The organism is Vibrio sp. 1CM2L (genome assembly GCF_023161695.1).
Classification (GTDB): Bacteria; Pseudomonadota; Gammaproteobacteria; order Enterobacterales; family Vibrionaceae; genus Vibrio; species Vibrio coralliirubri.
In genome coordinates this window covers 20,363-44,358 of record NZ_JALNTT010000013.1, presented here as the reverse complement: position 1 = coordinate 44,358, position 23,996 = coordinate 20,363, and the positions used below count along the sequence as shown (strand labels likewise).

Genomic DNA, 23,996 nt, shown 5'->3' with positions numbered 1-23,996 from the left:
AGAGAAGCAAATACAAAATATCATGACTGAAAAATTACCTTTAGCGTTGTTTTTAATGGGCCCAACGGCGTCAGGAAAAACAGATTTAGCTATCCGCTTACGTCAGAAATACCCTGTAGAGATCATCAGCGTCGATTCGGCATTGATCTACAAAGACATGGATATTGGTACCGCTAAACCGGATGCGGAAGAGCTTGCGCTCGCGCCTCATCGCTTGATTGATATTTTGGACCCAAGCGAAGCGTATTCTGCGGCAGATTTTCGTCGTGATGCGATCAATGAAATGAATAAGATTGTAGCGGAAGGCAAAATCCCCTTACTTGTTGGTGGCACAATGCTGTACTACAAAGCATTGTTGGAAGGTTTATCGCCATTACCAGCAGCGGATCAAGAGATTCGTAAGCAGATTGAAGCGGAATCTATCGAACAAGGTTGGCAGGCATTGCACGATCAATTAAGAGAGATAGATCCCGTATCCGCTGAAAGAATACACCCAAATGATCCACAAAGGCTTTCAAGGGCATTGGAAGTTTACCGAATTTCGGGTAAAACATTAACAGAGCTAACTCAAACGAAAGGCGATAGCCTGCCATTTCGTGTAAAACAATTTGCAATAGCTCCCAAGGAAAGGACTGAACTCCATCGCCGCATTGAGCTGCGTTTCGAGAAGATGATAGAAGCGGGATTTGAAGATGAAATGAAGGCGTTGTACGCCAGAGAAGATCTTCACCCTGAACTGCCATCGATCCGATGCGTTGGTTATAGGCAGATGTGGGATTATTTAGACGGTAATTGTAATTTAGACGAAGCGGTTTTCCGTGGTGTCTGTGCAACCCGTCAGTTGGCCAAGCGACAAATCACCTGGTTGCGCAGTTGGGATGATTTAACTTGGTTAGATAGCGAAAACATTGATCAAGCGTTAGAAACTCTTTCAGATGCAATAGCATCTGATTAGTATTGCTGTGTATAATGTGATCGCTTTTGCGTGAATATACTCTGGAAAGGATCCGTTATTGAGGCTTTTAAAAAATCACAGCCTTTCAATAACAACGGAGTTTTTTTATTCATTTAGCTCAGATGCAAAGGCCGCACCTTTTTGTGCACCACTAGCTAAATAATTACAACAAAATACAAATAAGGAAAATAAAATGGCTAAGGGGCAATCGCTACAAGACCCATTCCTAAATGCACTCCGTCGTGAGCGCATTCCAGTCTCTATCTATCTTGTTAACGGCATTAAGCTGCAAGGTCAGATCGAGTCTTTCGATCAATTCGTGATCTTATTGAAGAACACAGTAAACCAAATGGTTTACAAGCATGCGATTTCTACTGTGGTACCTGCTCGCGCAGTTAGTCACCACAGCGGCGAGCAACGCACGCCATCTGATCGTCCAGAGAAGACTGAAGATTAATCGTTCAATTGATACAGCTTGCGCTGTAATAAGGAGTTGGTTGCTTGTTTGACCGTTATGAATCCGGCGAGCGAGCCGTACTTGTTCATATCAACTTCACGCAAGAGGGAGAATGGGAAGACCTAAGCGAATGTGAAATGCTGGTCTCCTCAGCGGGGGTAGAAACGCTACAAGTGATTACTGGTAGCCGACAATCCCCACTCCCTAAATACTACGTTGGAGAAGGTAAAGCCCTAGAAATCGCACAAGCTGTTCAGCTAACCGGTGCTGAAATTGTGATTTTTAACCACTCCCTCTCTCCTGCCCAAGAGCGAAATCTCGAGCAATTGTGTAAATGTCGTGTGATTGATCGCACGGGTTTGATCTTAGATATCTTTGCACAACGTGCGCGAACTCATGAAGGTAAGCTACAAGTTGAGCTCGCTCAGCTTCGTCATATCTCTACTCGATTGATTCGTGGTTGGACTCACCTTGAAAGGCAGAAAGGTGGTATTGGTCTTCGTGGTCCAGGTGAAACTCAACTGGAAACCGATCGCCGTTTGTTGCGTGACCGTATAAAGGCAATACTACGTCGTTTAGCGAAAGTCGCTAAGCAGCGTGAACAAGGACGACGTGCTCGTAATCGAGCTGAAATCCCAACAATTTCTTTGGTTGGTTATACCAACGCAGGGAAATCAACACTTTTCAATCGCATCACAAGTGCTGGTGTTTATGCGGCAGACCAACTGTTTGCAACCCTAGACCCAACACTACGTAAGATTGATTTGGCAGATGTCGGGCCTGCAATTCTCGCAGATACCGTAGGTTTTATCCGTCATCTACCACACGACTTGGTCGCTGCGTTCAAGGCAACATTACAAGAGACGCAGGAAGCTGACATTTTGTTACATGTTGTCGATGCCAGTGATGACCGTTTTCGTGAGAACATTCAGGCTGTTCATGAAGTATTAGAAGAAATCGATGCTCATGAAGTGCCAACCCTTGTAGTCATGAACAAAATTGACTGCATGGAAGACCAAAAACCTCGAATTGAAAGAGACGAAGAGGGCGCACCTCGCGCTGTTTGGGTTTCTGCAATGGAAGGAGAAGGTATTGAACTGCTGTTTGAAGCTTTAACTGAGCGTTTAGCTAGCCAGATGGTTCAATTCCGGTTGTGTATTCCACATCAACATCAGGGCCGTATTCGCAGCTTATTCTTCGAGATGAAATGTATTCAACAGGAAGAGTATGATGAAAATGGTAACTTGTTGATAGATATCCGAATGCAACAAATAGATTGGTCTAAACTTGAAAAAAGAGAAGGGGCGCTCTTAGGTGACTTTATCGTTACCAAAGAGACTGCTACAGTATAACGTCATATCAAATGATGGAGCTTTCTAATGGCGTGGAATGAGCCTGGAAATAACAACAACGGCGATAATAACGGCCGCGATAATGACCCTTGGGGTAATAAAAATAATCGCGGCGGCCGAGATCAAGGACCGCCAGATCTAGACGAAGTGTTTAGTAAACTAAGTCAAAAGTTAGGTGGCAAGTTTGGTAAAAAGGGTGGCAACGGTAACGGGCCATCTATTGGTGGTGGCGGTGCAATTGGCTTTGGTGTCATTGCCGTTATTGCTATTGCTATCTGGTTCTTCGCTGGTTTCTACACCGTTGGCGAAGCAGAAAGAGCAGTAGTACTTCGACTGGGTCAGTTCGACCGTATCGAAGAACCTGGTCTTAACTGGCACCCACGCTTCATCGATGAAATCAAAGATGAGCAACTAGTCAACGTTCAAGCGATTCGTTCTCTACGTGCTGCTGGCACGATGCTAACGAAAGATGAAAACGTTGTGACCGTTGAAATGGGTGTTCAATACCGTGTTTCTGACCCATACAAGTACTTGTATCGTGTAACGAATGCAGACGACAGTTTACGCCAAGCAACCGATTCTGCGCTTCGTGCGGTAATTGGTGACTCACTAATGGATAGTATCCTGACAAGTGGTCGTCAACAGATTCGTCAAAGCACTCAAGAAACGTTGAACCGTATTATTGATAGCTACGACATGGGTATTCTGATTGTTGACGTGAACTTCCAGTCAGCACGTCCACCTGAGCAAGTGAAAGATGCATTTGATGATGCTATCGCGGCTCGTGAGGATGAAGAGCGTTTCGAGCGTGAAGCTGAAGCTTACCGAAATGACATTCTTCCAAAAGCAACAGGTCGAGCTGAGCGTTTGAAGAAAGAAGCGGTGGGTTACTCAGAGCGCACAGTTAATGGTGCTCTAGGTCAAGTAGCTCAGTTCGAGAAACTGCTACCTGAATACCAAGCTGCTCCTGAAGTAACACGTAACCGTATGTATCTAGATACAATGGAAAAAGTGTACTCAAGCACATCGAAAGTCCTGATTGATTCTGAATCAAGCGGTAACTTGCTATACCTACCAATTGATAAGCTAGGCGCACAAGGTGGTTCTCAGTCGGGCTCTCGCCCTGCAAAAGCATCATCAACTTACGATCAAATTGAGTTAGAAACTCAAGCGGATCCTAAGCCTAGCACTCAAACTCGTTCAGACAGTTCACGCCAAGGGAGATACTAATAATGCGTAAATTAATGATCCCTGTATTAGTTGTGACGATTGCCCTTCTATTGATGTCACTATTTGTGATTCAAGAAGGCGAGCGTGGCATGGTAATTCGTTTTGGTCGAGTTCTCGATGACAACGGCGTATCACGAATCTATGAACCAGGCCTGCACTTTAAACTGCCTATGTTTGATCGCGTAAAAGTACTTGATGCTCGTATTCAAACGATGGATGGTCGTTCTGACCGTTTCGTAACATCAGAGAAAAAAGACGTTCTAATTGATACTTACGCAAAATGGCGTATTGCTGATTTTGGACGTTTCTATCTGAGTACTGGCGGCGGTAATATCATGACGGCAGAAGCACTTCTTGAGCGTAAAGTGACAGATGTTCTTCGTTCTGAAATTGGTTCTCGTGAAATTAAGCAGATCGTGTCAGGTCCTCGTAATAAGGACATCCTGCCAGACTCTGCTGATAGCGAAGTCGTCACAACGGTAGCGGCTGCAGAAGCACTAGAAGTTGATGGCGAACGCGATAAGATCATGGAAAACGTTTTGTCTGGAACGGCAGAAAGTGCGATGGCTGATTTAGGTGTTGAAGTTGTTGATTTCCGTATGAAGAAGATTAACCTTCCTGACGAAATCAGTGAATCTATCTACCGTCGTATGCGTGCAGAACGTGAGTCGGTTGCTCGTAGACACCGTTCTCAAGGTCGTGAGAAAGCGGAAGTTATCCGTGCTCAAGCTGAGCTAGAAGTGGCAACAGTTCTTGCTGAAGCTGACCGTACAGCTCGAATCACTCGTGGTGATGCGGATGCAGAAGCAGCGAAGATCTACTCTGATGCGTTCAGCAAAGATCCTGAGTTCTACGGCTTCATGCGTTCACTGCAAGCTTATGAGACATCATTTAGCGATAAGAGCGACATTCTAGTACTGGATCCGAAGACTGACTTCTTCCAATACATGAATCAAGCAAGCGGCGCTCCAGCAAAATAAGCTGATGCGTTAGCGAATGCTTAGCTCAATAAGCAAAATACGTTAAAACTTAAAAGGCTCCCATTGTGGGAGCCTTTTTGTTTTCTATGACTTATTTCAGGAGGAGACATGTTTGCGGATTCACTATTGAGGCACGAGTGAAGGCGCTCAACAGCGTTCTACTTATAGAAACTAGCGGTAGGTCATGAAAGCGATAACCGCTCCAGCCACCACAAGACAGCCTCCAATGCGGCGCAGTTGCGTGTCTGGTTGCTCGCTCAGTTGTGCGACCATGTTTCTCCAGCCATTGGGTGCAATCAAGGGGCCGAGCCCTTCCACAATAAGTACGAGCCCAATAGCGAGCCAAATTGATTGAGACATGGTTCTGCCTTTTGTCTGTAAAAAAGCAATGATATCAGTATCTTTACACATCTGCCCCCAGTTATGGCTGGTTTATTTTTGTACAGCGTTAACGTTTATGAACAAAAAGTGACTGCAAGAAGTGTGATTCAGTGCTAGAATCCATTTTTAATTAGCAACAGAAATTGGAAAGATGGGAAATAACGTAGTCGTTCTAGGCACCCAATGGGGTGATGAAGGTAAAGGTAAAATCGTTGACCTTTTAACTGAAGATGCAAAATACGTGGTTCGCTACCAAGGCGGTCACAATGCAGGTCACACACTTGTAATTGACGGTGAAAAAACCGTTCTTCACTTAATTCCATCAGGCATCCTACGTAATAACGTTAAATGTGTTATTGGTAACGGTGTAGTATTATCGCCTGACGCACTTCTTAAAGAAATGAAGCCTCTTGAAGATCGCGGTATTCCAGTACGTGAACGTCTTTTCATCTCTGAAGCTTGTCCTCTAATTCTTCCGTACCACATTGCAATCGACAACGCGCGTGAAATCGCTCGTGGCGCTAAAGCTATCGGTACAACGGGTCGTGGTATCGGTCCTGCTTACGAAGATAAAGTTGCTCGTCGCGGTCTACGCGTTGGCGACCTTTTCGATAAAGAAGCATTTGCTGAGAAGCTAAAAGAAGTGATGGAATTCCACAACTTCCAACTAGAGCACTTCTACAAAGCTGAAACAGTAAGCTACGAAGAAGTTCTTGAGCAAGCGATGAGCTACGCAGATATGTTAACTGCGATGGTTATCGACGTAACTGACGAACTAGACGCAGCACGTAAGCGCGGCGACAAGATCATGTTCGAAGGTGCTCAAGGTACGCTACTAGATATCGACCACGGTACTTACCCATACGTAACGTCTTCTAACACGACTGCTGGTGGTGTTGCTGCAGGTTCTGGTTTCGGTCCTCGTCACATCGGTTACATCCTTGGTATTACTAAGGCTTACTGTACTCGTGTTGGTTCAGGTCCATTCCCAACTGAACTATACGATGGCCTTGAGAAGCAAGACCCAGTTGGTAAACACCTAGGCGATGTTGGTCACGAGTTTGGCGCAACAACTGGTCGTCTACGTCGTACTGGTTGGTTCGATGCTGTTGCTATGCGTCGTGCAATCCAAATCAACTCTCTATCTGGTATGTGTCTAACTAAACTAGACGTTCTAGATGGCCTAGAAGAACTAAAAATCTGTACTGGTTACAAGATGAAAGATGGTTCTATCCTAGAAGTTTCTCCAATGGCTGCTGAGTCATTCGAAGAAGCGACGCCAATCTACGAAACAATGCCTGGTTGGTCTGAAAACACATTTGGTGCTAAATCTATCGACGCGCTTCCACAAGCAGCTCTAGATTACATCAAGCGTATCGAAGACCTAACTGGCGTTCCAATTGATATCGTATCAACTGGCCCAGATCGTAACGAAACTATCATCAAGGTTCACCCATACGGCGCGTAATGCCCGTTGAGTGATTACCACAGCACATAAAGTGCTTTGATAATTAAATCGTTTTTAAAAGCCGACTTTATTAAGTCGGCTTTTTAATGCCTGTAATTTAGCCGCTCACTCTTTGATGGTGATCTTTTAAGCGTCATCAGGCAAAATATTGCCCATTAGCGGCAAGTTTTGTCTAAAGCCGTCAGGATTATTGCCGATACAGATATCATGGAAAGTGAAGTTCACCCTGTTTTGTGCGTGTAGAAATCCTCTGCACTCCTCAATAGATAACTTTAGCGACAGATAATAGAGTGCAGGTATGAAGCTACGAATTGTGGCAGCTTCATTAATAATGGCGCTGAGCTCACCCTTGAGTCATGCAAATTTGGCTGATGTGGGAGAGCCCGTTCCAATATATACAGAAGCTGAACTGATTAATTTAATCGAAAATAATCAACATCTAGAGCGAGTGAAAGCTGATAAGTGCCAGTTAGTTGAAGATATCGTTGCTCGTGCGACGCGTATTAGCTTGCCTTCTTATGAGTTTTTATACGGTGATATGTTGGCTTGGGGTGTGTGTGTTCCACAAGATGTAGAGCTTGGCCTTTACTATATGGAAAACGCGGCACATCAAGGTTTACCCGCTGCCTTAGAGCAGTTAGGTCGTTATTACTCTCGTGGTACTTTGGTACAACAAGATCAAGAGCGTGCGATTCCGTATCTACGTGAAGCGGCCTCTATGGGGAACTTAAGTGCGAGCATTCACTTAGCGGAACTCTTGTTACGTGACTACGGTAGCCCATTGGATTATGAAGATGCTTACCGTTGGTTGTATAACTCGGTAACCGCAGACCAAAGACAACACAGACGTATCACTGTGCTTCGTAGCGGTCTGGAACAGAGAATGCCAGACAATATTATTGCTCGAGCAAAACGTCGAGACGTGTTCTGGTAATACCGTGCAAAAAACCTGTAATGATCCCTGCACTCATTGTTACAGGAAACAAGACTTAAAAAGCCCCGCCTAATTTAGTTAGTGCGGGGCTTTTTACGTTTAGATGGTCATGCTATTCGTTAGCAAGTTTATTGAACAACCTCACCAGACTCAATTACCGTTTCACGAACAACCTTAGTGAAATCGAGTGCTTCTTGGCGAATCTTGTCTTCGTCTACCGTTAGCATGTCGCGATCTTGCATGATGATCTTGCCATCAACGATGGAGTGACGAACATTGCCTGAATTAGCTGAGTACACCAGTGCTGAGTATGGGTTGTAGACCGGAACCATGTTTGGCGCTTTAGTATCGATCACTATGATGTCGGCCAGTTTGCCAGCTTCAAGAGAGCCGATCTTATCTTCCATATGCAGCGCTTTTGCTGCGCCCATTGTCGCCATATCGATCACTTTGATCGGCGGCATCGCAGCACGATCTTTGTTAACTAGCTTGTGAACCTTAGCGACTTGGTTGAACTCATCAATGGTGCTCAGTGTGTTACCAGACATTGGGCCATCAGTACCTAAACCGATACGCACGTTCTCGTCATACATCTTAAGGGCAGGTGATACACCTTTTGCTGACTTGATGTTAGCACTCATGTTATGAGCCACACCCATATCCGATTTTTTCACAAGTTCGATATCATGATCGTCAACGAGGATCATGTGTGCACCCACCAAGTTCTTGTTGAGTGCGCCAATGCTGTCCATGTATTGAACCGGGGATAACCCATCAGAACGCTCTGCGATTTTCTCTTCTTCACGGTGTGATTCTGCAAGGTGAATCATTACTGGAACATCTAATTCTAGGGATAGTTTAGATATTTTCTGAAGGATCTCTGTGGTGTTGGTGTAAGGCGCATGCGGGGCAAACGCTGGTGTGATGCGTGGGTGATCTTTGTACTCTTCAATAAAATTCAACGCGTACTTAATGCCTTCTTCGGCGTTAGCCGCATCGGCTACAGGGAACTTAATCACCGTTTCACCTAGGATGGCACGCATACCGATCTTATCGACGGTTTTCGCGACTTCATCTTCGAAGTAGTACATGTCGGCGTAAGTCGTCACACCGCCTTTCACCATTTCAACGTTACCTAGGTTGGCACCAATGCGTACCATGTCTCGCGATACTAGCTTCTTCTCTAGCGGGAAGATGTAACGGTGCAGGCGATCTGGCACATCATCGGCCAACGAACGGAAAACCGTCATTGATACGTGGGTATGAGTATTGATGAGACCTGGCATAACGATATCGCCATCCACGTCTAACACTCGCTTAGCTTGGTACTGCTTCTCTAGTGAAGCATCCCCAACCGCAATGATTTTGTTGTCTTTGACCACAACAGTACCGCTTTCATAAACCGTTTTGTCTTGGTTCATGGTTAGAACCATCGCATCGGTAATCATCAGGTCAGCTTTTTCCATTGCCGAACTTGCGAATGGGAACAGCGCTAGGCTCGCCATAGCTGAAGCCAATAAAGTGCGTTTTAGTTTCATATCATACTCAGAACAGGAGTTGGTAAAGTGCGTGGATAATAGTGTATTTCATTCATGGCGCAAACGTTTGTTTTATCGTTTGCTTGAAATTTTGATGATAGTCCACGTCTATGAAGCGATGTTTCACAAAGTGAAGATATGTATCAATCTAAGGTTATTTGAGTGTTTTCTAAAGCATATCTGTAGCTTACCCCTAGCATCAGATATACTAGGGGTATATACCTTCCTTGCTTAAGCAGGCCCGCCTATGTCAAAAAACACACCAACGTCAGAAAACACGACAGCGACAACCACTGTTGATCCTTTTGCCGACCGAGAGTCGAAAAATTACGATAACCCAGTACCAAGCCGAGAGTTCATTATTTCGTTTCTAACAGACGCGAATATTCCGATGAACCGCAACGATCTATTCGAAGCTTTGGGTCTGGCTGGAGAGGAACAATATGAAGGGCTGCGTCGTCGTTTACGTGCAATGGAGCGTGATGGACAGCTTATCTTTACTCGTCGTCAGTGCTACGCATTGCCTGAGAAGATGGAACTGATCAAAGGCTATGTGATTGGTCATAAAGACGGTCATGGTTGGGTTCGCCCAGACGGCAGTGTGGGTAAAGACAATGATATCGTGCTGCCGCATCATCAGATGAAAACCATCATGCACGGTGATTACGTATTGGTTCAGCCTACTGACAACAGTAAGCGTGGCCGTCGTGAAGGTCGCTTGGTTCGTGTGCTTGAAGAGCGTAAAACGCCACTTGTTGGTCGCTTCTTCCTAGAGTACGGCCATTCTTACGTTGTTGCTGATGATTCGCGTATTAGTCACGACATCCAGATCCCTACTGAGCATAAAGGCGGTGCTCGAATGGGTAATGTGGTTGTGATTGAGATTACGGATCGCGGTGGTCGTTCTCGTAACATGATGGGTAAAGTAACCGAAGTTCTTGGTGAAAACATGGCTCCGGGTATGGAAACGCAGATTGCGATCCGTACTCACCAGATCCCACAAGAGTGGCCTGAAGCGGTAGATAAACAAATTGAAAACCTAGGTGAGCATGTTCCTGAAGAAGCAAAAGAAGGGCGTGTAGACCTGCGTAAACTGCCATTAGTTACCATTGATGGTGAAGATGCGCGTGACTTCGATGATGCGGTTTACTGTGAAGCGAAGAAAGGCGGAGGCTGGCGTCTATGGGTAGCGATTGCTGACGTAAGTTATTACGTTCGTCCAGATACAGCGCTAGACAAAGAAGCGATTAACCGTGGTAACTCGGTATACTTCCCGTCACAAGTTGTACCAATGCTGCCTGAAGTGCTTTCTAACGGCTTATGTTCTTTGAACCCTCAAGTCGACCGCTTATGTATGGTGTGTGAGATGACTATCTCAGACAAAGGTAAGCTGTCGGGTTACAAACACTACGAAGCGGTAATGAACTCTCATGCTCGTCTTACTTACAACAAAGTAGGCGCGATCTTAGATGGTAATGAAGAGCTTCGTGAGCGTTACGAGCCAGAAGTACCGCATCTTGAAGAACTGCACAAGATGTACAAAGTGCTTAAGAAAACGCGTGATGAGCGTGGCGCGATTGAGTTTGAAACGGTAGAAACCAAATTTATCTTCAATGCGGATCGTAAGATCGACCGTATTGAACCGGTAATCCGTAACGATGCACACAAGATCATCGAAGAGTGTATGATTCTGGCGAACATCGCATCGGCATCTTACGTAGAGAAAGCGAAAGAGCCTGCTCTGTACCGTGTTCACGAAACTCCGGGCGAAGAGCGCTTAATGGGCTTCAAGAGCTTCTTAAGTGAATTAGGTTTAACACTGGAAGGTGGCCTGTCACCATCTCCAGTAGACTACGCACAACTGATGCAGCAGATTAACGAGCGTGAAGACCGTGAGTTAATCCAAACCATGCTGTTACGTTCAATGAAGCAAGCGGTCTACAACGCGGATAACGCGGGTCACTTTGGTTTAGCCCTTAAACGCTATGCTCACTTTACCTCGCCGATTCGTCGTTACCCTGACTTGCTATTGCACCGTGCGATTAAGTACCTTATTGCGAAAGAAGGCGGTCGTAACAGCGAACGTTGGACGCCAACCGGTGGTTACCACTACACTTTCGATGATATGGACTTCTACGGCGAGCAGTGTTCAATGACTGAGCGTCGTGCTGATGACGCAACGCGTGAAGTAAACGACTGGTTGAAGTGTGAATACATGCAAGACCATGTTGGCGAAGTGATGGATGGCGTAATTGCTAACGTGACTGGTTTTGGCTTCTTTGTTCGTCTAACTGAACTGCACATTGATGGCTTGGTACACATCTCAGCGCTAGCGAATGATTACTACCAATTTGATGCTGTTGGTCAGCGTCTAGTGGGTGAAAGCTCAGGTAATATCTACCGCTTGGGTGATTCGGTTAAAGTGAAGGTTTCTGCGGTTAACTTAGAAACTCGCCAAATCGACTTTGACTTAGAAGACACTGATCGTCAGCCGCGTGGTAAAGGCAAAACAGCCAAGAAGCGTGCAGCAGAAGCGATGAAAAAGGCGAAAAGCAAGAAGCGCTCTGCAGTGAAGAGTAATAAGCCAGGTGTATCAGCGAAGCCTATGGTTGAGCCAACTAAGCGACCTGATGGAAGCAGTGAAGGCCCTGCTAAGAAGAAAAAGCCAGCGAATAAAACCGGTGCTGCGAAAGCTCGCGCAAAGAAAAAGCGTGCTGCAAGCCGTAAGCCAAAGGCTGATAAGTCTTAAGACTGATAAATCTTAAGGTTAATAAGGCGCTCTGCTAATCAGGTTTAGCGCCTAACTGATTTAATTTAGTGCGAGAGTATCAGGCGCAAGACACATACTCTCGAAATGAACAACACAGAGAGGGATGCATCGGCATTGATGTCATTCTTCTCTGAGCAATAAGAGTAATTTGAGACAATGAGTAACGAATTTATTTACGGTATTCACGCGGTGAAAGCCGTACTAGAAAAAGATCCTGCACGTTTTATCGAAGCGTATGTATTGAAAGGTCGCCAAGATGAGCGTCTTCTTCCATTACTGAACCAACTGCAACAGTTTGGTGTGTCGATTCAACAGATGGGTCGTAAGCCGCTGGATGAAAAAGCACAAGGTGCGAATCACCAAGGTCTTATTGCTAAGGTGAAGCCTGCTAAGCAGCTTAATGAAACTCACCTAGACGATATCCTAGCACAGCACGAACAGCCTTTGCTGTTGGTTCTAGATGGCGTAACAGACCCTCATAACCTAGGCGCTTGTCTGCGTAACGCGGATGCCGCAGGTGTTGCTGCTGTTATCGTACCGAAAGATCGCTCTTCGCCGTTAACAGCAACGGTAAGCAAGGTTGCGTGTGGCGCAGCTGAAACGGTTCCTCTCGTTCGCGTAACCAACCTAGCTCGCACAATGCGTGCACTGCAAGAGCAGGGCGTATGGTTTGTGGGTACGGCAGGTGAAGCAACACATGATATCTATCAAGCGAAGCTAACAGGCCCTCTTGCGGTTGTTATGGGGGCTGAAGGTGACGGTATGCGTCGTCTAACGCGTGAAACCTGTGATGACCTAATTAAGATCCCAATGGCAGGCAGCGTGTCGAGCCTAAACGTTTCGGTAGCATCAGGCATCTGTCTGTTCGAAGCGGTACGTCAGCGTCTAGCTCAATAGCGTTAAGCTGAGTCAAAAGGCAAAACGACTTTAAGTCTATGAATTTATTAACGCTCACCACTTGTTGGTGGGCGTTTGTTTTTTGGTGATAGTAGACAGGCGTATTGGTTTGTTGGATGGCTAGATGGCGAAAGAAAAACTGTTTCATTATTCGCCAAATACCACTTGCCAATACAGGGTTCTTTCTATAATATTTGCCGTCCTTAAAACTCGGTCATTTATCTTTAGTTCCTTGCTTCCTCTGGACGACCGGGCCACTCGTGGAAGCTAATAATCCGTAAGGAGCAACCAAATGCGTCATTACGAAATCGTATTCATGGTTCACCCTGATCAAAGCGAGCAAGTTGCTGGCATGATCGAGCGTTACACTGGTTCTATCACTGAAGCTGGCGGTACTATCCACCGTCTAGAAGACTGGGGTCGTCGTCAAATGGCTTACCCAATCAACAAGCTTCACAAAGCTCACTACGTTCTTATGAACGTTGAAGCTGGTCAAGAAGTGATTGACGAGCTAGAAACTGCTTTCCGTTTCAACGATGCAGTTCTACGTAACATGATCATGCGCACTAAAGGCGCTGTGACTGAGCAATCTATTATGCTTAAGCAAAAAGAAGAGCGTGCAGAGCGTGCTCCTCGTCGCGAAGAGCGTACAGAAGCTAAACCAGAAGCAGCTGCTGAGTAATTCTTTTTTGGCTTAACGCCTTAAAAAATTCTCAACTTGTTTTAGGTCATTGATAGTTATTTCGATAATTGTGAAAGACCGCTTTACTAAATTTAAGATCAGGAGATAGCCCATGGCTCGTTTCTTCCGTCGTCGTAAATTCTGCCGTTTCACTGCAGAAGGCGTACAAGAGATTGACTACAAAGACGTAGCAACTCTTAAAAACTACATCACTGAAGCTGGTAAAATCGTACCTAGCCGTATCACTGGTACAAGCGCTAAGTACCAGCGTCAACTAGCTCGCGCTATCAAGCGTTCTCGTTACCTAGCTCTACTACCGTACACTGACAAGCATCAGTAATCGGTAATAGTTAATAATAGTTTAAGAGGACTAAGATAATGCAAGTTATTCTACTTGATAAGATCGGTAACCTAGGTGGCCTTGGCGACCAAGTAAACGTTAAATCTGGTTACGCTCGTAACTTCCTTATCCCACAGGGTAAAGCAGTTATGGCAACTAAAGACAACGTTGCTATGTTCGAAACTCGTCGTGCTGAACTAGAAGCTAAAGTTGCTGAGCAACTAGCTGCTGCTGAAGCTCGTGCAGAGAACGTTAACACTCTAGAAGGCGTTTCAATCGCTTCTAAAGCTGGTGACGAAGGTAAACTATTCGGTTCTATCGGTACTCGTGACATCGCTGACGCTATTACAGCGGCAGGTGTTGCAGTAGCTAAGAGCGAAGTACGCCTACCTGAAGGCGCTCTACGTAACATCGGCGAATTCGAAGTAAGCATCCAACTTCACTCTGAAGTTTTTGCTACTGCGAAAATCGCTATCGTTGCAGCTGAGTAATTTCAGTACCAAGACGAATTCTTTCTTTTGAAAGTTTTAAACACCAGCTTCGGCTGGTGTTTTTTTATGTCTGGAATATAGGAAAGTACAAGGGAGGGCTACAGTAGGTAAAAAGCTTACGGTGATCCATAAGCTGTTATTGCTGAACAAGCCGTTCTGAAGGTTAGAGGTGGCCTAAGATTAGAACTGGAAGAGCAAGTTGATAGATAGAACAGAGTCTTCTTTGCTTAACCCTTCAGGCACTTTATCGTGGTACTGGCGAGAGTGAGCGATCTTCAGCGCGATATTGTCAGTAATATCGTTGATGGCTTCGAGTTCAGTATCAAACTTTAGGTTACTGTGACCAGATACAAGCGTCACGTCGGCCTTGAGCTGCAAATTCTTCAACACCTGCCATGACGTATTCACGTTGCCACGGAAAATTGCTTCTTCAACAATCTCTGGGAAGATGATGTCATCGTCGTCTAATTCATCAAGGTTTGGCTCTTGGTAACGAAAACCCGGTCCCACTTCGACTTCCAACACAAACTCTTCGGTATTTGAAAACTGGTAACCCAGACCACTCGAAATTGTGTAGTCCTTAAAGTAAGCACTGTATCGCGAGTCGACCCCTTTAAAACTGCCGTAAAGGTAGGTTTTAGGACTTAACTTGTAGTCACTCTGAGCTGAGTAAGTCGATTGCCTTTTATCCTCTTCGCCATCTTTGTAGAGGTTGTAGTATTTCCATTCACCACTGGTTCTATGACGGCCAGCCGTGTACTCACCGTTAAGGCGTGCGTTAAGCGATCGTGAATCAGAATTACCAGTATGCGACTGATATCCAAATTCGACTTCCGTTTTTAGCGGGCTCGGCAGTTCTGTATCACTAGTATCACTCGGTGCGATATCCATATCTTTTTCTTCAGGTGTTGGTGCAACGACGATCGGCTCAGCAGTAGGTTCTGGTACTACTATAGAGTCGAGGATTGCATCAACAGAGGCTTTAGCATCATCCGCTAAGGCCATCGGAGCGCTCAGGAGACCAGTGCTTAGAAGACCAGTGCTCAGAGCCAATAATTTGGACACGCATACCTCTAGTTATACAGTGAGTGAATGGCAGGATCGTAATGCTACCCTTGGTTAATTCCGTCAGCAATAGGTAAATTCTTCCTGAAGAATAAAACAAACTCATAGGATCGGATTACAAACGGATGTTCTTGGGTATAATGAACGATCATTATTAGTTATTGAGTGTAGTCATAGTGGATACCAAAAGTCAGAAATCAGCCAACGATCAGGTGGACGCCATCAAGGTCCCGCCACATTCATTAGAAGCTGAGCAATCTGTTATTGGCGGTTTGTTATTGGATAACGAACGCTGGGATACGGTTGCCGAAAAGGTTGTGGCCAAAGACTTTTATAGCCGTCCTCACCGTCTGATCTTTGAAGCGGTAAAGGATATCCTTGAAGAAAGTTCTCCTCTGGATCTTATTACACTCTCTGAACATTTAGAGCTGCGTGAGCAACTTGAAGATGTGGGTGGCTTTGCTTACCTAGCTGACCTAGCGAAAAACACACCAAGTGCCGCAAACATCAATGCGTATGCGGATATCGTGGCGCAACGTGCACTTGTTCGTAGCCTGATTGGTGTCGCGAATGAGATTGCTGATTCTGGTTATGACCCTCAAGGTCGTACATCGGAAGAACTTGTTGATCTGGCTGAGAGTAAAGTCTTCGCGATTGCTGAAGGCCGTGCAAGTGAAAACGAAGGTCCACAAAACGTTGATAGCATTCTAGAGAAGACACTAGAACGTATCGAGATCCTGTACAAAACGCCGCAAGATGGTGTGACAGGTGTCGATACGGGTTTCAACGACCTCAATAAGAAAACAGCAGGTCTACAAGGCTCTGACTTAATTATTGTTGCTGCTCGTCCATCTATGGGTAAAACCACGTTTGCGATGAACTTGTGTGAAAACGCAGCGATGAAGCAAGACAAACCGGTTTTAATCTTCTCGCTAGAGATGCCAGCCGAACAGCTGATGATGCGTATGCTTGCGTCACTTTCTCGCGTAGACCAAACCAAGATTCGTACTGGTCAGTTAGACGATGAAGATTGGGCTCGTATCTCGTCGAGTATGGGTATTCTTATGGATAAGAAGAATATGTATATCGATGACAGCTCGGGTCTAACGCCAACTGAAGTACGTTCTCGTGCTCGACGTATTGCTCGTGAACACGATGGTATCTCTATGATCATGATAGATTACCTTCAATTAATGCGTGTACCTTCGTTATCTGATAACCGTACGCTTGAAATCGCCGAGATTTCTCGCTCATTGAAAGCGCTGGCAAAAGAGCTCAACGTTCCGGTTGTGGCACTTTCTCAGCTTAACCGTTCCCTAGAGCAACGTGCTGATAAGCGCCCAGTTAACTCGGACTTGCGTGAATCAGGTTCGATTGAGCAAGATGCCGATTTGATCATGTTCATCTATCGTGATGAGGTTTATAACCCAGATAGTTCATTGAAAGGCATCGCTGAGATTATCCTTGGTAAGCAACGTAACGGTCCGATCGGTTCGGTTCGTCTTACGTTCCAAGGTCAACACTCCCGATTTGATAACTATGCAGGCCCTGCATTTGATGATGAGTAATCGCTAATGACTTACATGAAAGCGGCGACGGCGAGCATTGACTTAAACGCGCTCGAACATAACCTGAACCAGATAAAGTCGAAGGCTCCTCAGTGCAAGGTCATGTCTGTTGTGAAAGCCAATGGCTACGGACACGGCTTACTGCATATCGCCAAGCATTCAAAAAGCTCTGATGCTTTTGGTGTAGCGCGTATTGAAGAAGCGTTACAACTTCGTGCTGGTGGCATTGTTAAACCTATTTTGTTGCTGGAAGGATTTTACTCTTCGGGCGATTTGCCAATCTTGGTGACCAACAACATTCAGACTGTAGTGCATTGTGAAGAGCAATTAAGCGCGCTAGAGAATGCGGATTTGGAAACCCCCGTTGTGGTATGGCTAAAAGTCGACAGTGGTATGCACCGATTAGGTGTTCGCCCTGAACAGTATCAGAACTTTGTTGAGCGTTTGCATCAATGTGCGAATGTTGCCAAACCTCTACGTTACATGAGCCACTTCGGTTGTGCTGATGAACTGGATAGAGCAACCACTGTTGAACAGACAGAGCTTTTCTTGTCTCTTACAGAAGGTTGTGAAGGAGAGCGTTCACTTGCTGCCTCGGCGGGTTTACTCGCTTGGCCAGACAGCCATCTTGATTGGGTTCGTCCGGGAATCATCTCTTACGGTGTTTCTCCGTTTGTGGATAAATCAGCGCAAGAGCTTGGTTTTTTGCCTGTGATGACCCTGACCTCACACCTAATTGCAGTTCGCGATGTGAAAGCCGGTGAAAGTGTGGGTTATGGCGGAAACTGGACCAGTGAACGTGATACCAAGGTTGGTGTTATCGCGATTGGTTATGGTGATGGTTATCCTCGCACTGCACCTAATGGCACTCCAGTGTTCGTTAACGGTCGAAAAGTACCGATCGCAGGACGTGTATCAATGGACATGCTAACGGTTGACCTAGGCCCTGATGCGGCAGATAAAGTCGGCGATGAAGCGACTCTGTGGGGTAAAGATTTACCTTCTGAAGAAGTGGCTGAACATATCGGCACTATCGCTTACGAGTTAGTCACTAAGCTGACTTCGCGTGTTGCGATGGAGTATGTGAAGTAATCATGGATCTTGAAAAGTAAATTATGTTCAAGCGAACGACTCGAAACTGGCTAATGTCTGTAATGACATTACTCGGTGTCAGCTTTTCTTCTTCCGCTGCGAGTGAAGAAAAAGATTCAGCCTTTGTCCCTTTCTACTTCAGCACCGAAACCATGGGTAACACCTTTGGGGTTGCGGGTGTCGCAAAGGGTGTTTGGCAACCTCAAGCCGCTCTGTTTGGTATGGCACTCTATTCAGACAAAGACAGTTACGTCGGTTTTCTATCGGCTTTTAACTATGCCTTGTCTGAGAACGTATTGTTTAGCACTCAGATGTATCAAGCGCGCTTCAACGACAATCCTTATTACATAGGCTCTCAAGGCGATAACGATTCATCTATCGATGACAAAACCATTGCCGATGGCTTAGAGCAAAACTATCAGTTTGAGTTTAAGTATTTGCTACCTTGGGGCAACGTTGCAGAACACGGCTTACTCGGCGCTTTTCAGCCAATCAAAGATGTGAGCTTTGCTTCGCCAGTCGAATCGGGTGTCAGTTCGATTCTATTTACGCCTTTTTATACTGCTCGTGAGTTGGAAGGTTTAAATAATACCGAGGAGGCGACAGGCTTTAGTTTGGCGTTTGATTGGGATAACCGTGATAACACACGTAATCCAACCAGAGGCTCTCACACTAACCTTGAGTTCACAACAGGCGCAGAGAGTTGGTCTAACGATGATTTGTGGCTCAAGTGGACCTTCCAAAATAGCCAGTACTTTGCTTTAGGTCCTTTAGGGGACTTATTCGATCAACAAGTTTTAGCATTCGATTTCTATACGGCTGACACGCCAACGTGGGATAACTGCTCTGGGCAAGATTGTGCTCGCCCGCCAGAAACGGAGCAAGCTCGACTTGGTGGCTTGTATCGTTTACGTGGTTATACCGGAGGTCGTTATCACGGTCGCTCTGCAGTCCATTACTCTGCTGAGTACCGAGTACTTCCAGATTGGCAACCACTTGGTGATATCCCACTGATTAACTACTACGACTTGCCTTGGTGGCAATGGGTAGCGTTTGCTGAATTAGGGCGCGTTGCGGATGAGTACGACATCAAAACACTGCACTCAGACATGAAATGGAGCTTAGGTGGCGCGGTGCGTTTCCAAGTGGAAGGCATTGTTGTACGTGCTGAGTTGGCTCGAGGTGGTGACGAAGGGACCTTTAGGGTCATGATAAACCAGCCTTTCTAAGCCTATCTAAACTAAGCAAAGCTTTAGCCGTTAAATTTTTCTTATTGTTAAAGGGTGATACATAATCGTGTCACCCTTTTTTGTTTCTTATCATTATGTTTATTAAGAGCTTATTACTCTTGGGTTGTTATGATTACTCACCTTGAATAGTCGCAATCACAGTACGGCTGCCACCACAATCTCGGTGTTCTCCTAAGTAAATGCCCTGCCATGTTCCTAAAGCTAAACGACCATTGCTAATTGGTATTGTCACACTGGTGCCAAGTGTCGATGCTTTAATGTGGGCAGGCATGTCATCATCGCCTTCATCGGTGTGTCTGTAGTAGGGCGCTCGCTCGGGAACAAACTTATTGAAGTGCGACTCCATATCAGTACGGACGGTAGGATCTGCGTTCTCGTTTAATGTGAGGCTGGCTGAGGTATGTTGGATAAAAAGATGTAATAAACCAACAGATAAAGAATTGATATCGTGTATCTGTTGTTCAATTTCATCAGTAATGAGATGAAATCCACGCTTTCGTGCATTTAGGTGTATAGTCTTCTGAATCCACATACGCCATCCTTTATAATGTATTTGGAAAAAAAGTGGTTTAACGCTATCTTTTGAACTTGAATTTATCAGGTATCGCTCACATTTAATTATGTTAGAGCTAGAGTCAGTACCGATTCTTGTATCAGGAAATCTAATCCTGATTTATCTCAAGGTACAGCTCTTCATATGCGGCATAATACGTCGTGAAAAAAAATTACAAAGAATCTTTCAGTGGTGATGCGGTTTGGTCATCACAGAAAAATATAAACTTTCGCCTAATCGGGGGTTCTATTCATCACCCAGGTGACGTTTAGAATAAAACCTACAGTAACATCGGGATAGATACCATGTTGAAAAATATCAACCCAACGCATACACAAGCGTGGAAAGCTCTAACTGCACATTTTGAGTCTGCTCAAGATATGGATATGAAAGAACTGTTTGCTCAAGATGCAAAGCGTTTCGAGAGCTTTTCTACTCGTTTCGGTTCTGACATCTTAGTGGATTACTCTAAGAACCTTATCGATGCTGAAACTATGCAGCACCTATTTGCTCTTGCGAACGAGACTGAAGTTAAGTCTGCAATCGAAGCAATGTTCGGTGGTGATGCAATCAACAAGACTGAAGGTCGTTCAGTACTTCACACAGCTCTACGTAACCGTAGCGACAACCCAGTAATGGTTGATGGCAAAGACGTAATGCCAGCAGTGAATGCAGTACTAGCAAAAATGGAACTGTTTACACACCGCATCGTTTCTGGAGAGTGGAAAGGTTACACTGGTAAAGAGATCACTGATGTAGTTAACATCGGTATCGGCGGTTCGGACCTTGGTCCATACATGGTGACTGAAGCTCTAACGCCATACAAAACTCGTCTAAACATGCACTTCGTTTCTAACGTAGATGGCACTCACATTGTTGAGACACTTAAGCCTCTGAACCCAGAAACAACGCTATTCTTAGTGGCATCTAAAACATTCACGACTCAAGAAACAATGACTAACGCGCACTCTGCTCGTGATTGGTTCTTGGCTGAAGCGGGTGATAACGCACACGTAGCTAAACACTTCGCAGCACTATCAACTAACGCAACTGCGGTCGCTGAGTTTGGTATTGATACTGACAACATGTTCGAATTCTGGGACTGGGTTGGTGGTCGTTACTCACTATGGTCTGCAATCGGTCTTTCTATCTCACTATCTGTTGGCTTCGATAACTTCGTAGAGCTGCTAGAAGGTGCTCACGAGATGGATAACCACTTTGCTTCAACTGAGTTTGAAAGCAACATTCCAGTAATCCTTGCGCTTATCGGTATTTGGTACAACAACTTCCACGGCGCTGAGTCAGAAGCAATTCTTCCTTACGATCAATACATGCACCGTTTTGCTGCTTACTTCCAGCAAGGCAACATGGAATCGAACGGTAAGTTTGTTGACCGTGAAGGCAACCCAGTAGAGTACCAAACAGGTCCTATCATCTGGGGCGAACCTGGTACAAACGGCCAGCACGCGTTCTACCAACTGATTCACCAAGGCACTAAGCTGATCCCATCAGACTTCATCGCGCCTGCTATCAGTCACAACCCAGCATCTGATCACCACCAGAAGCTAATGTCTAACTTCTTTGCTCAAACTGAAGCTCTCGCTTTCGGTAAGACAAAAGAAACAGTAGAAGCTGAATTCCTAGCTGCGGGCAAAACAGCTGAAGAAGTGGCTGAGCTAGTACCTTTCAAAGTATTTGAAGGTAACCGCCCTACGAACTCAATTCTTGTTAAGCAAATCAATCCTCGCTCTTTAGGTAACCTAATCGCGATGTACGAGCACAAGATCTTCGTTCAAGGCGTTATCTGGAACATCTTCAGCTTCGACCAATGGGGTGTAGAACTTGGTAAGCAACTAGCAAACCAAATTCTTCCAGAGCTTGCTGATGATGGTCAAGTAACGTCTCACGACAGCTCAACGAACGGTCTAATCAACGCATTTAAAGCGCTTAAAGCTTAATTGAGTTGATAGCACCAAAAAAACGCCAACCTTCGGGTTGGCGTTTTTGTATCTGTAGAGCAAGCAATGGTTAAATCGCAGGTAATAAAAAAGGCTGGCATTATGCCAACCTTCTTTGATTTGATACTCAGTACTGCTAGAAATAAACAGCTGTTATTCGAAACAGATCTCGATGAAAGCATTACCCCATTGAGATGAGAAAGGCATGATGATGATTGCCCCATCACACTTGTGACGAATCGTATGACCTTTACCGGAAACCACGATTGGTGTTGCCATATCGAAGTCAAAACCGCTTTCCGCAAGAATACGTTTTGCACCGCCAGTCACCATGTTAGTGATTTCACCCACCATATCGGTCACTTCTTCGTTGAGGCCGTTTGGTCGTTCACCGAGCATGTTTTCCATGATTTCGAGAGCGAGACCTTCATCAAAGGTGATCGACATTGAGCCACGAGATTGTGTACCAACCATACCAATTAGGCCGGATACATCACCACGAGCGATTTCATCTTTCTTAACTCTCGGTTTTTGTGGCTTCAATTCTAAAGAAGCCATCGTTTTTAATACGTTCATCAAAGAAGCTAAAAACGGGTTTACAAATTCAGCGCGCATAATGTTCTTCTATAATCTTATTCTTTCATCTCAGAGGAGCAAGATTGGCAAATGCCATGCGATTCAATGACATGATTCGTCAATTGAAAGCCATGCTTCTCAGCGTTACTGGCGAGTAGGGTGACAAGCGCATCGTCTTGTAGTTCTATCACAGTGCCACATTTATCGCAGATCAGTAGTTGGGAGAAATGTTTGTTGGCATTGCAAGAACAGCAGCATATGAAGCTATTGGTTGACTCAACTCGGTGAATGAAACCTTGTTCCAACAAGAAATCCAAAGCGCGATAAACTGTAGGAGGCTTGGCCTGTGGTTCACTGACTTTCAACTGCTCTAATAATTCATAAGCACTGGAGGCTTTCTTATTAGAGAGGATGAGCTCAAACACTCGCTTTCTTTGAGGTGTTAATCTAACGCCTCGCGATGCGCATATCCCTTCAACTTGCTCTATTAATGTGTGGTCCAAATTTTTCACCATTCAATCGGACATCCCTAATCAAACCTTATTTCTAGGTTACTACGTTTTGGGAGCCAATGATTTCTATTAAAGTCAGGTACAGAGCGTATTGTGACCCACGACTTTGAATAAGACAAGGTAACTCAAAATGACAGTGTGACTCAAGGCATAACTGATTAATGAGGTTGAATTAGAGATCTGGTGAATAGGTTTATAAAAAAGTATGAGGTAAAGTTCATATAGCACAAATAGGGCATAGCATTTACAATAGCCGACCTTGCTTTTGCTGGGTATTCCAGCATATTTTTTTGACTCGCTACTAGGGTACTTTGCCATGACACATTCATGTAGGTTGTCTGTCGCTCCAATGCTCGATTGGACTCACTTTTAAGTAATACCAGTAGTTAAAAGCAAGTCATACGTACTATGTCCGTACTAGTTTAGTTTTTCCTTTAACTTTTAACTGACCTTTAGCCGGAATTGCGTAATGCTTTCCTAAATGCAAATCTAGTATGAGGTCAAATTGCTCAGGATTATCTTGGTAAGATTTAAACTGGTGAGGATACAAATCTATTTCAAGTACTTGTAAAGGGGTTAAAGTCACTCTGGTTTTTAATTCGTTAGGTGATAGATAGCCTAAACTATTTCGAACAAAAACTCCCCGTAACAAAAGGTTTGATTCCCCTTCGTTGCATAGTATTACTTTCCCTTTAGTCTTATTTTTCCCAAGAAAAGTTCGTTCAACCTCATAAGTCACGAAAGTTGTGTTTTTAAGCTTGTTTAACATTGATGTGAAAATCACTGCAAAGATAGCGGCGGTGAAGGACATTAAAGTAGCTATGTTGATTATTTCTTGGCGTTCCTTTTGGACGTTCTTCACTTTATCTTCATAGGTTGCAGTAAATCCATTCAATAGGCTTTCCATTTCTCTGTCTTCTATCGCCATGTATTCATAAGCGCAGTAC

23 protein-coding genes are annotated in these 23,996 nt (G+C 44.9%); 16 read left to right on the top strand and 7 right to left on the bottom strand.

The window, feature by feature from the left end:
* Positions 1 to 22: 22 nt before the first annotated feature.
* The 5 genes from miaA (at position 23) to hflC (ending at position 4,974) form a co-directional block, all read left to right on the top strand.
* Positions 23 to 955: a tRNA (adenosine(37)-N6)-dimethylallyltransferase MiaA gene (miaA, locus tag MSG34_RS23740; RefSeq protein ID WP_248339583.1), complete on the top strand. Its 933-nt coding sequence runs from the start codon at positions 23 to 25 to the stop codon at positions 953 to 955.
* A 193-nt stretch (positions 956 to 1,148) separates the two neighbouring features.
* Positions 1,149 to 1,412, top strand: coding sequence for an RNA chaperone Hfq (hfq, locus tag MSG34_RS23735; protein WP_017059927.1), 264 nt, complete (start codon positions 1,149 to 1,151; stop codon positions 1,410 to 1,412).
* Positions 1,413 to 1,456: 44 nt separating this feature from the next.
* Positions 1,457 to 2,764 (top strand): ribosome rescue GTPase HflX, encoded by a 1,308-nt coding sequence (gene hflX / locus MSG34_RS23730; RefSeq protein ID WP_017059928.1) that lies wholly within the window; start codon positions 1,457 to 1,459, stop codon positions 2,762 to 2,764.
* A 27-nt stretch (positions 2,765 to 2,791) separates the two neighbouring features.
* Positions 2,792 to 3,994: an FtsH protease activity modulator HflK gene (hflK, locus tag MSG34_RS23725; RefSeq protein WP_048610697.1), complete on the top strand. Its 1,203-nt coding sequence runs from the start codon at positions 2,792 to 2,794 to the stop codon at positions 3,992 to 3,994.
* Positions 3,995 to 3,996: 2 nt separating this feature from the next.
* A complete protein-coding gene (hflC, locus tag MSG34_RS23720; RefSeq protein WP_010434102.1) occupies positions 3,997 to 4,974 on the top strand; it encodes a protease modulator HflC in 978 nt (325 codons plus the stop codon).
* A gap of 171 nt (positions 4,975 to 5,145) precedes the next feature.
* Here hflC and MSG34_RS23715 read toward each other — a convergent pair whose 3' ends face one another.
* Positions 5,146 to 5,334 (bottom strand): DUF2065 domain-containing protein, encoded by a 189-nt coding sequence (locus MSG34_RS23715; RefSeq protein WP_010434105.1) that lies wholly within the window; start codon positions 5,332 to 5,334, stop codon positions 5,146 to 5,148.
* A 172-nt stretch (positions 5,335 to 5,506) separates the two neighbouring features.
* On the opposite strand from MSG34_RS23715, the gene MSG34_RS23710 reads away from it, so the two are divergent.
* Entirely contained in the window at positions 5,507 to 6,823 is a 1,317-nt protein-coding gene (locus MSG34_RS23710; protein ID WP_010434108.1) for an adenylosuccinate synthase, read from the top strand.
* Between the two features lie 298 nt (positions 6,824 to 7,121).
* Positions 7,122 to 7,757 carry a tetratricopeptide repeat protein gene (locus MSG34_RS23705; RefSeq protein ID WP_017063177.1) on the top strand — a complete coding sequence of 212 codons (636 nt, stop codon included), beginning with the start codon at positions 7,122 to 7,124 and terminating at the stop codon, positions 7,755 to 7,757.
* Between the two features lie 128 nt (positions 7,758 to 7,885).
* Here MSG34_RS23705 and MSG34_RS23700 read toward each other — a convergent pair whose 3' ends face one another.
* Entirely contained in the window at positions 7,886 to 9,295 is a 1,410-nt protein-coding gene (locus tag MSG34_RS23700) for an amidohydrolase (RefSeq protein WP_050712642.1), read from the bottom strand.
* Positions 9,296 to 9,542: 247 nt separating this feature from the next.
* Between MSG34_RS23700 and rnr the strand changes: the two genes are divergently transcribed.
* The 5 genes from rnr (at position 9,543) to rplI (ending at position 14,475) form a co-directional block, all read left to right on the top strand.
* Positions 9,543 to 12,044: a ribonuclease R gene (gene rnr, locus MSG34_RS23695; protein WP_050647227.1), complete on the top strand. Its 2,502-nt coding sequence runs from the start codon at positions 9,543 to 9,545 to the stop codon at positions 12,042 to 12,044.
* A gap of 177 nt (positions 12,045 to 12,221) precedes the next feature.
* Positions 12,222 to 12,962 (top strand): 23S rRNA (guanosine(2251)-2'-O)-methyltransferase RlmB, encoded by a 741-nt coding sequence (gene rlmB, locus MSG34_RS23690; RefSeq protein WP_017063180.1) that lies wholly within the window; start codon positions 12,222 to 12,224, stop codon positions 12,960 to 12,962.
* A gap of 292 nt (positions 12,963 to 13,254) precedes the next feature.
* A complete protein-coding gene (gene rpsF / locus MSG34_RS23685) occupies positions 13,255 to 13,644 on the top strand; it encodes a 30S ribosomal protein S6 (protein WP_004741278.1) in 390 nt (129 codons plus the stop codon).
* A 112-nt stretch (positions 13,645 to 13,756) separates the two neighbouring features.
* On the top strand, positions 13,757 to 13,984 hold the full coding sequence (rpsR, locus tag MSG34_RS23680; protein WP_000090472.1) for a 30S ribosomal protein S18: 228 nt from the start codon (positions 13,757 to 13,759) through the stop codon (positions 13,982 to 13,984).
* Positions 13,985 to 14,022: 38 nt separating this feature from the next.
* On the top strand, positions 14,023 to 14,475 hold the full coding sequence (gene rplI / locus MSG34_RS23675) for a 50S ribosomal protein L9 (RefSeq protein ID WP_048610692.1): 453 nt from the start codon (positions 14,023 to 14,025) through the stop codon (positions 14,473 to 14,475).
* Between the two features lie 180 nt (positions 14,476 to 14,655).
* Here the strand turns inward: rplI and MSG34_RS23670 are convergent, their stop codons facing one another.
* Positions 14,656 to 15,540 carry a DUF481 domain-containing protein gene (locus MSG34_RS23670; RefSeq protein ID WP_050644369.1) on the bottom strand — a complete coding sequence of 295 codons (885 nt, stop codon included), beginning with the start codon at positions 15,538 to 15,540 and terminating at the stop codon, positions 14,656 to 14,658.
* A 176-nt stretch (positions 15,541 to 15,716) separates the two neighbouring features.
* Between MSG34_RS23670 and MSG34_RS23665 the strand changes: the two genes are divergently transcribed.
* The 3 genes from MSG34_RS23665 to MSG34_RS23655 are packed head-to-tail and all read left to right on the top strand — an operon-like array spanning position 15,717 to position 19,429.
* The gene (locus MSG34_RS23665; RefSeq protein ID WP_248339582.1) at positions 15,717 to 17,108 is read left to right on the top strand and encodes a replicative DNA helicase; all 1,392 of its coding nucleotides are present in this window, start codon (positions 15,717 to 15,719) and stop codon (positions 17,106 to 17,108) included.
* Between the two features lie 6 nt (positions 17,109 to 17,114).
* Positions 17,115 to 18,200 (top strand): alanine racemase, encoded by a 1,086-nt coding sequence (alr, locus tag MSG34_RS23660; protein WP_017065624.1) that lies wholly within the window; start codon positions 17,115 to 17,117, stop codon positions 18,198 to 18,200.
* A 23-nt stretch (positions 18,201 to 18,223) separates the two neighbouring features.
* Positions 18,224 to 19,429, top strand: coding sequence for a BamA/TamA family outer membrane protein (locus MSG34_RS23655; RefSeq protein ID WP_248339581.1), 1,206 nt, complete (start codon positions 18,224 to 18,226; stop codon positions 19,427 to 19,429).
* A 133-nt stretch (positions 19,430 to 19,562) separates the two neighbouring features.
* On the opposite strand, the gene MSG34_RS23650 is transcribed toward MSG34_RS23655, so the two are convergent.
* The gene (locus tag MSG34_RS23650) at positions 19,563 to 19,982 is read right to left on the bottom strand and encodes a secondary thiamine-phosphate synthase enzyme YjbQ (RefSeq protein ID WP_248339580.1); all 420 of its coding nucleotides are present in this window, start codon (positions 19,980 to 19,982) and stop codon (positions 19,563 to 19,565) included.
* 326 nt (positions 19,983 to 20,308) lie between these two features.
* On the opposite strand from MSG34_RS23650, the gene pgi reads away from it, so the two are divergent.
* A complete protein-coding gene (gene pgi / locus MSG34_RS23645; protein ID WP_248339577.1) occupies positions 20,309 to 21,961 on the top strand; it encodes a glucose-6-phosphate isomerase in 1,653 nt (550 codons plus the stop codon).
* A gap of 153 nt (positions 21,962 to 22,114) precedes the next feature.
* Here pgi and MSG34_RS23640 read toward each other — a convergent pair whose 3' ends face one another.
* The 3 genes from MSG34_RS23640 to MSG34_RS23630 form a co-directional block, all read right to left on the bottom strand.
* On the bottom strand, positions 22,115 to 22,576 hold the full coding sequence (locus MSG34_RS23640; protein WP_017059940.1) for a chemotaxis protein CheX: 462 nt from the start codon (positions 22,574 to 22,576) through the stop codon (positions 22,115 to 22,117).
* Between the two features lie 17 nt (positions 22,577 to 22,593).
* A complete protein-coding gene (zur, locus tag MSG34_RS23635) occupies positions 22,594 to 23,052 on the bottom strand; it encodes a zinc uptake transcriptional repressor Zur (protein ID WP_017059941.1) in 459 nt (152 codons plus the stop codon).
* A 403-nt stretch (positions 23,053 to 23,455) separates the two neighbouring features.
* Complete coding sequence (locus MSG34_RS23630) at positions 23,456 to 23,956, bottom strand: hypothetical protein (protein WP_248339575.1); 501 nt, start codon at positions 23,954 to 23,956, stop codon at positions 23,456 to 23,458.
* Between the last annotated feature and the right edge of the window lie 40 nt (positions 23,957 to 23,996).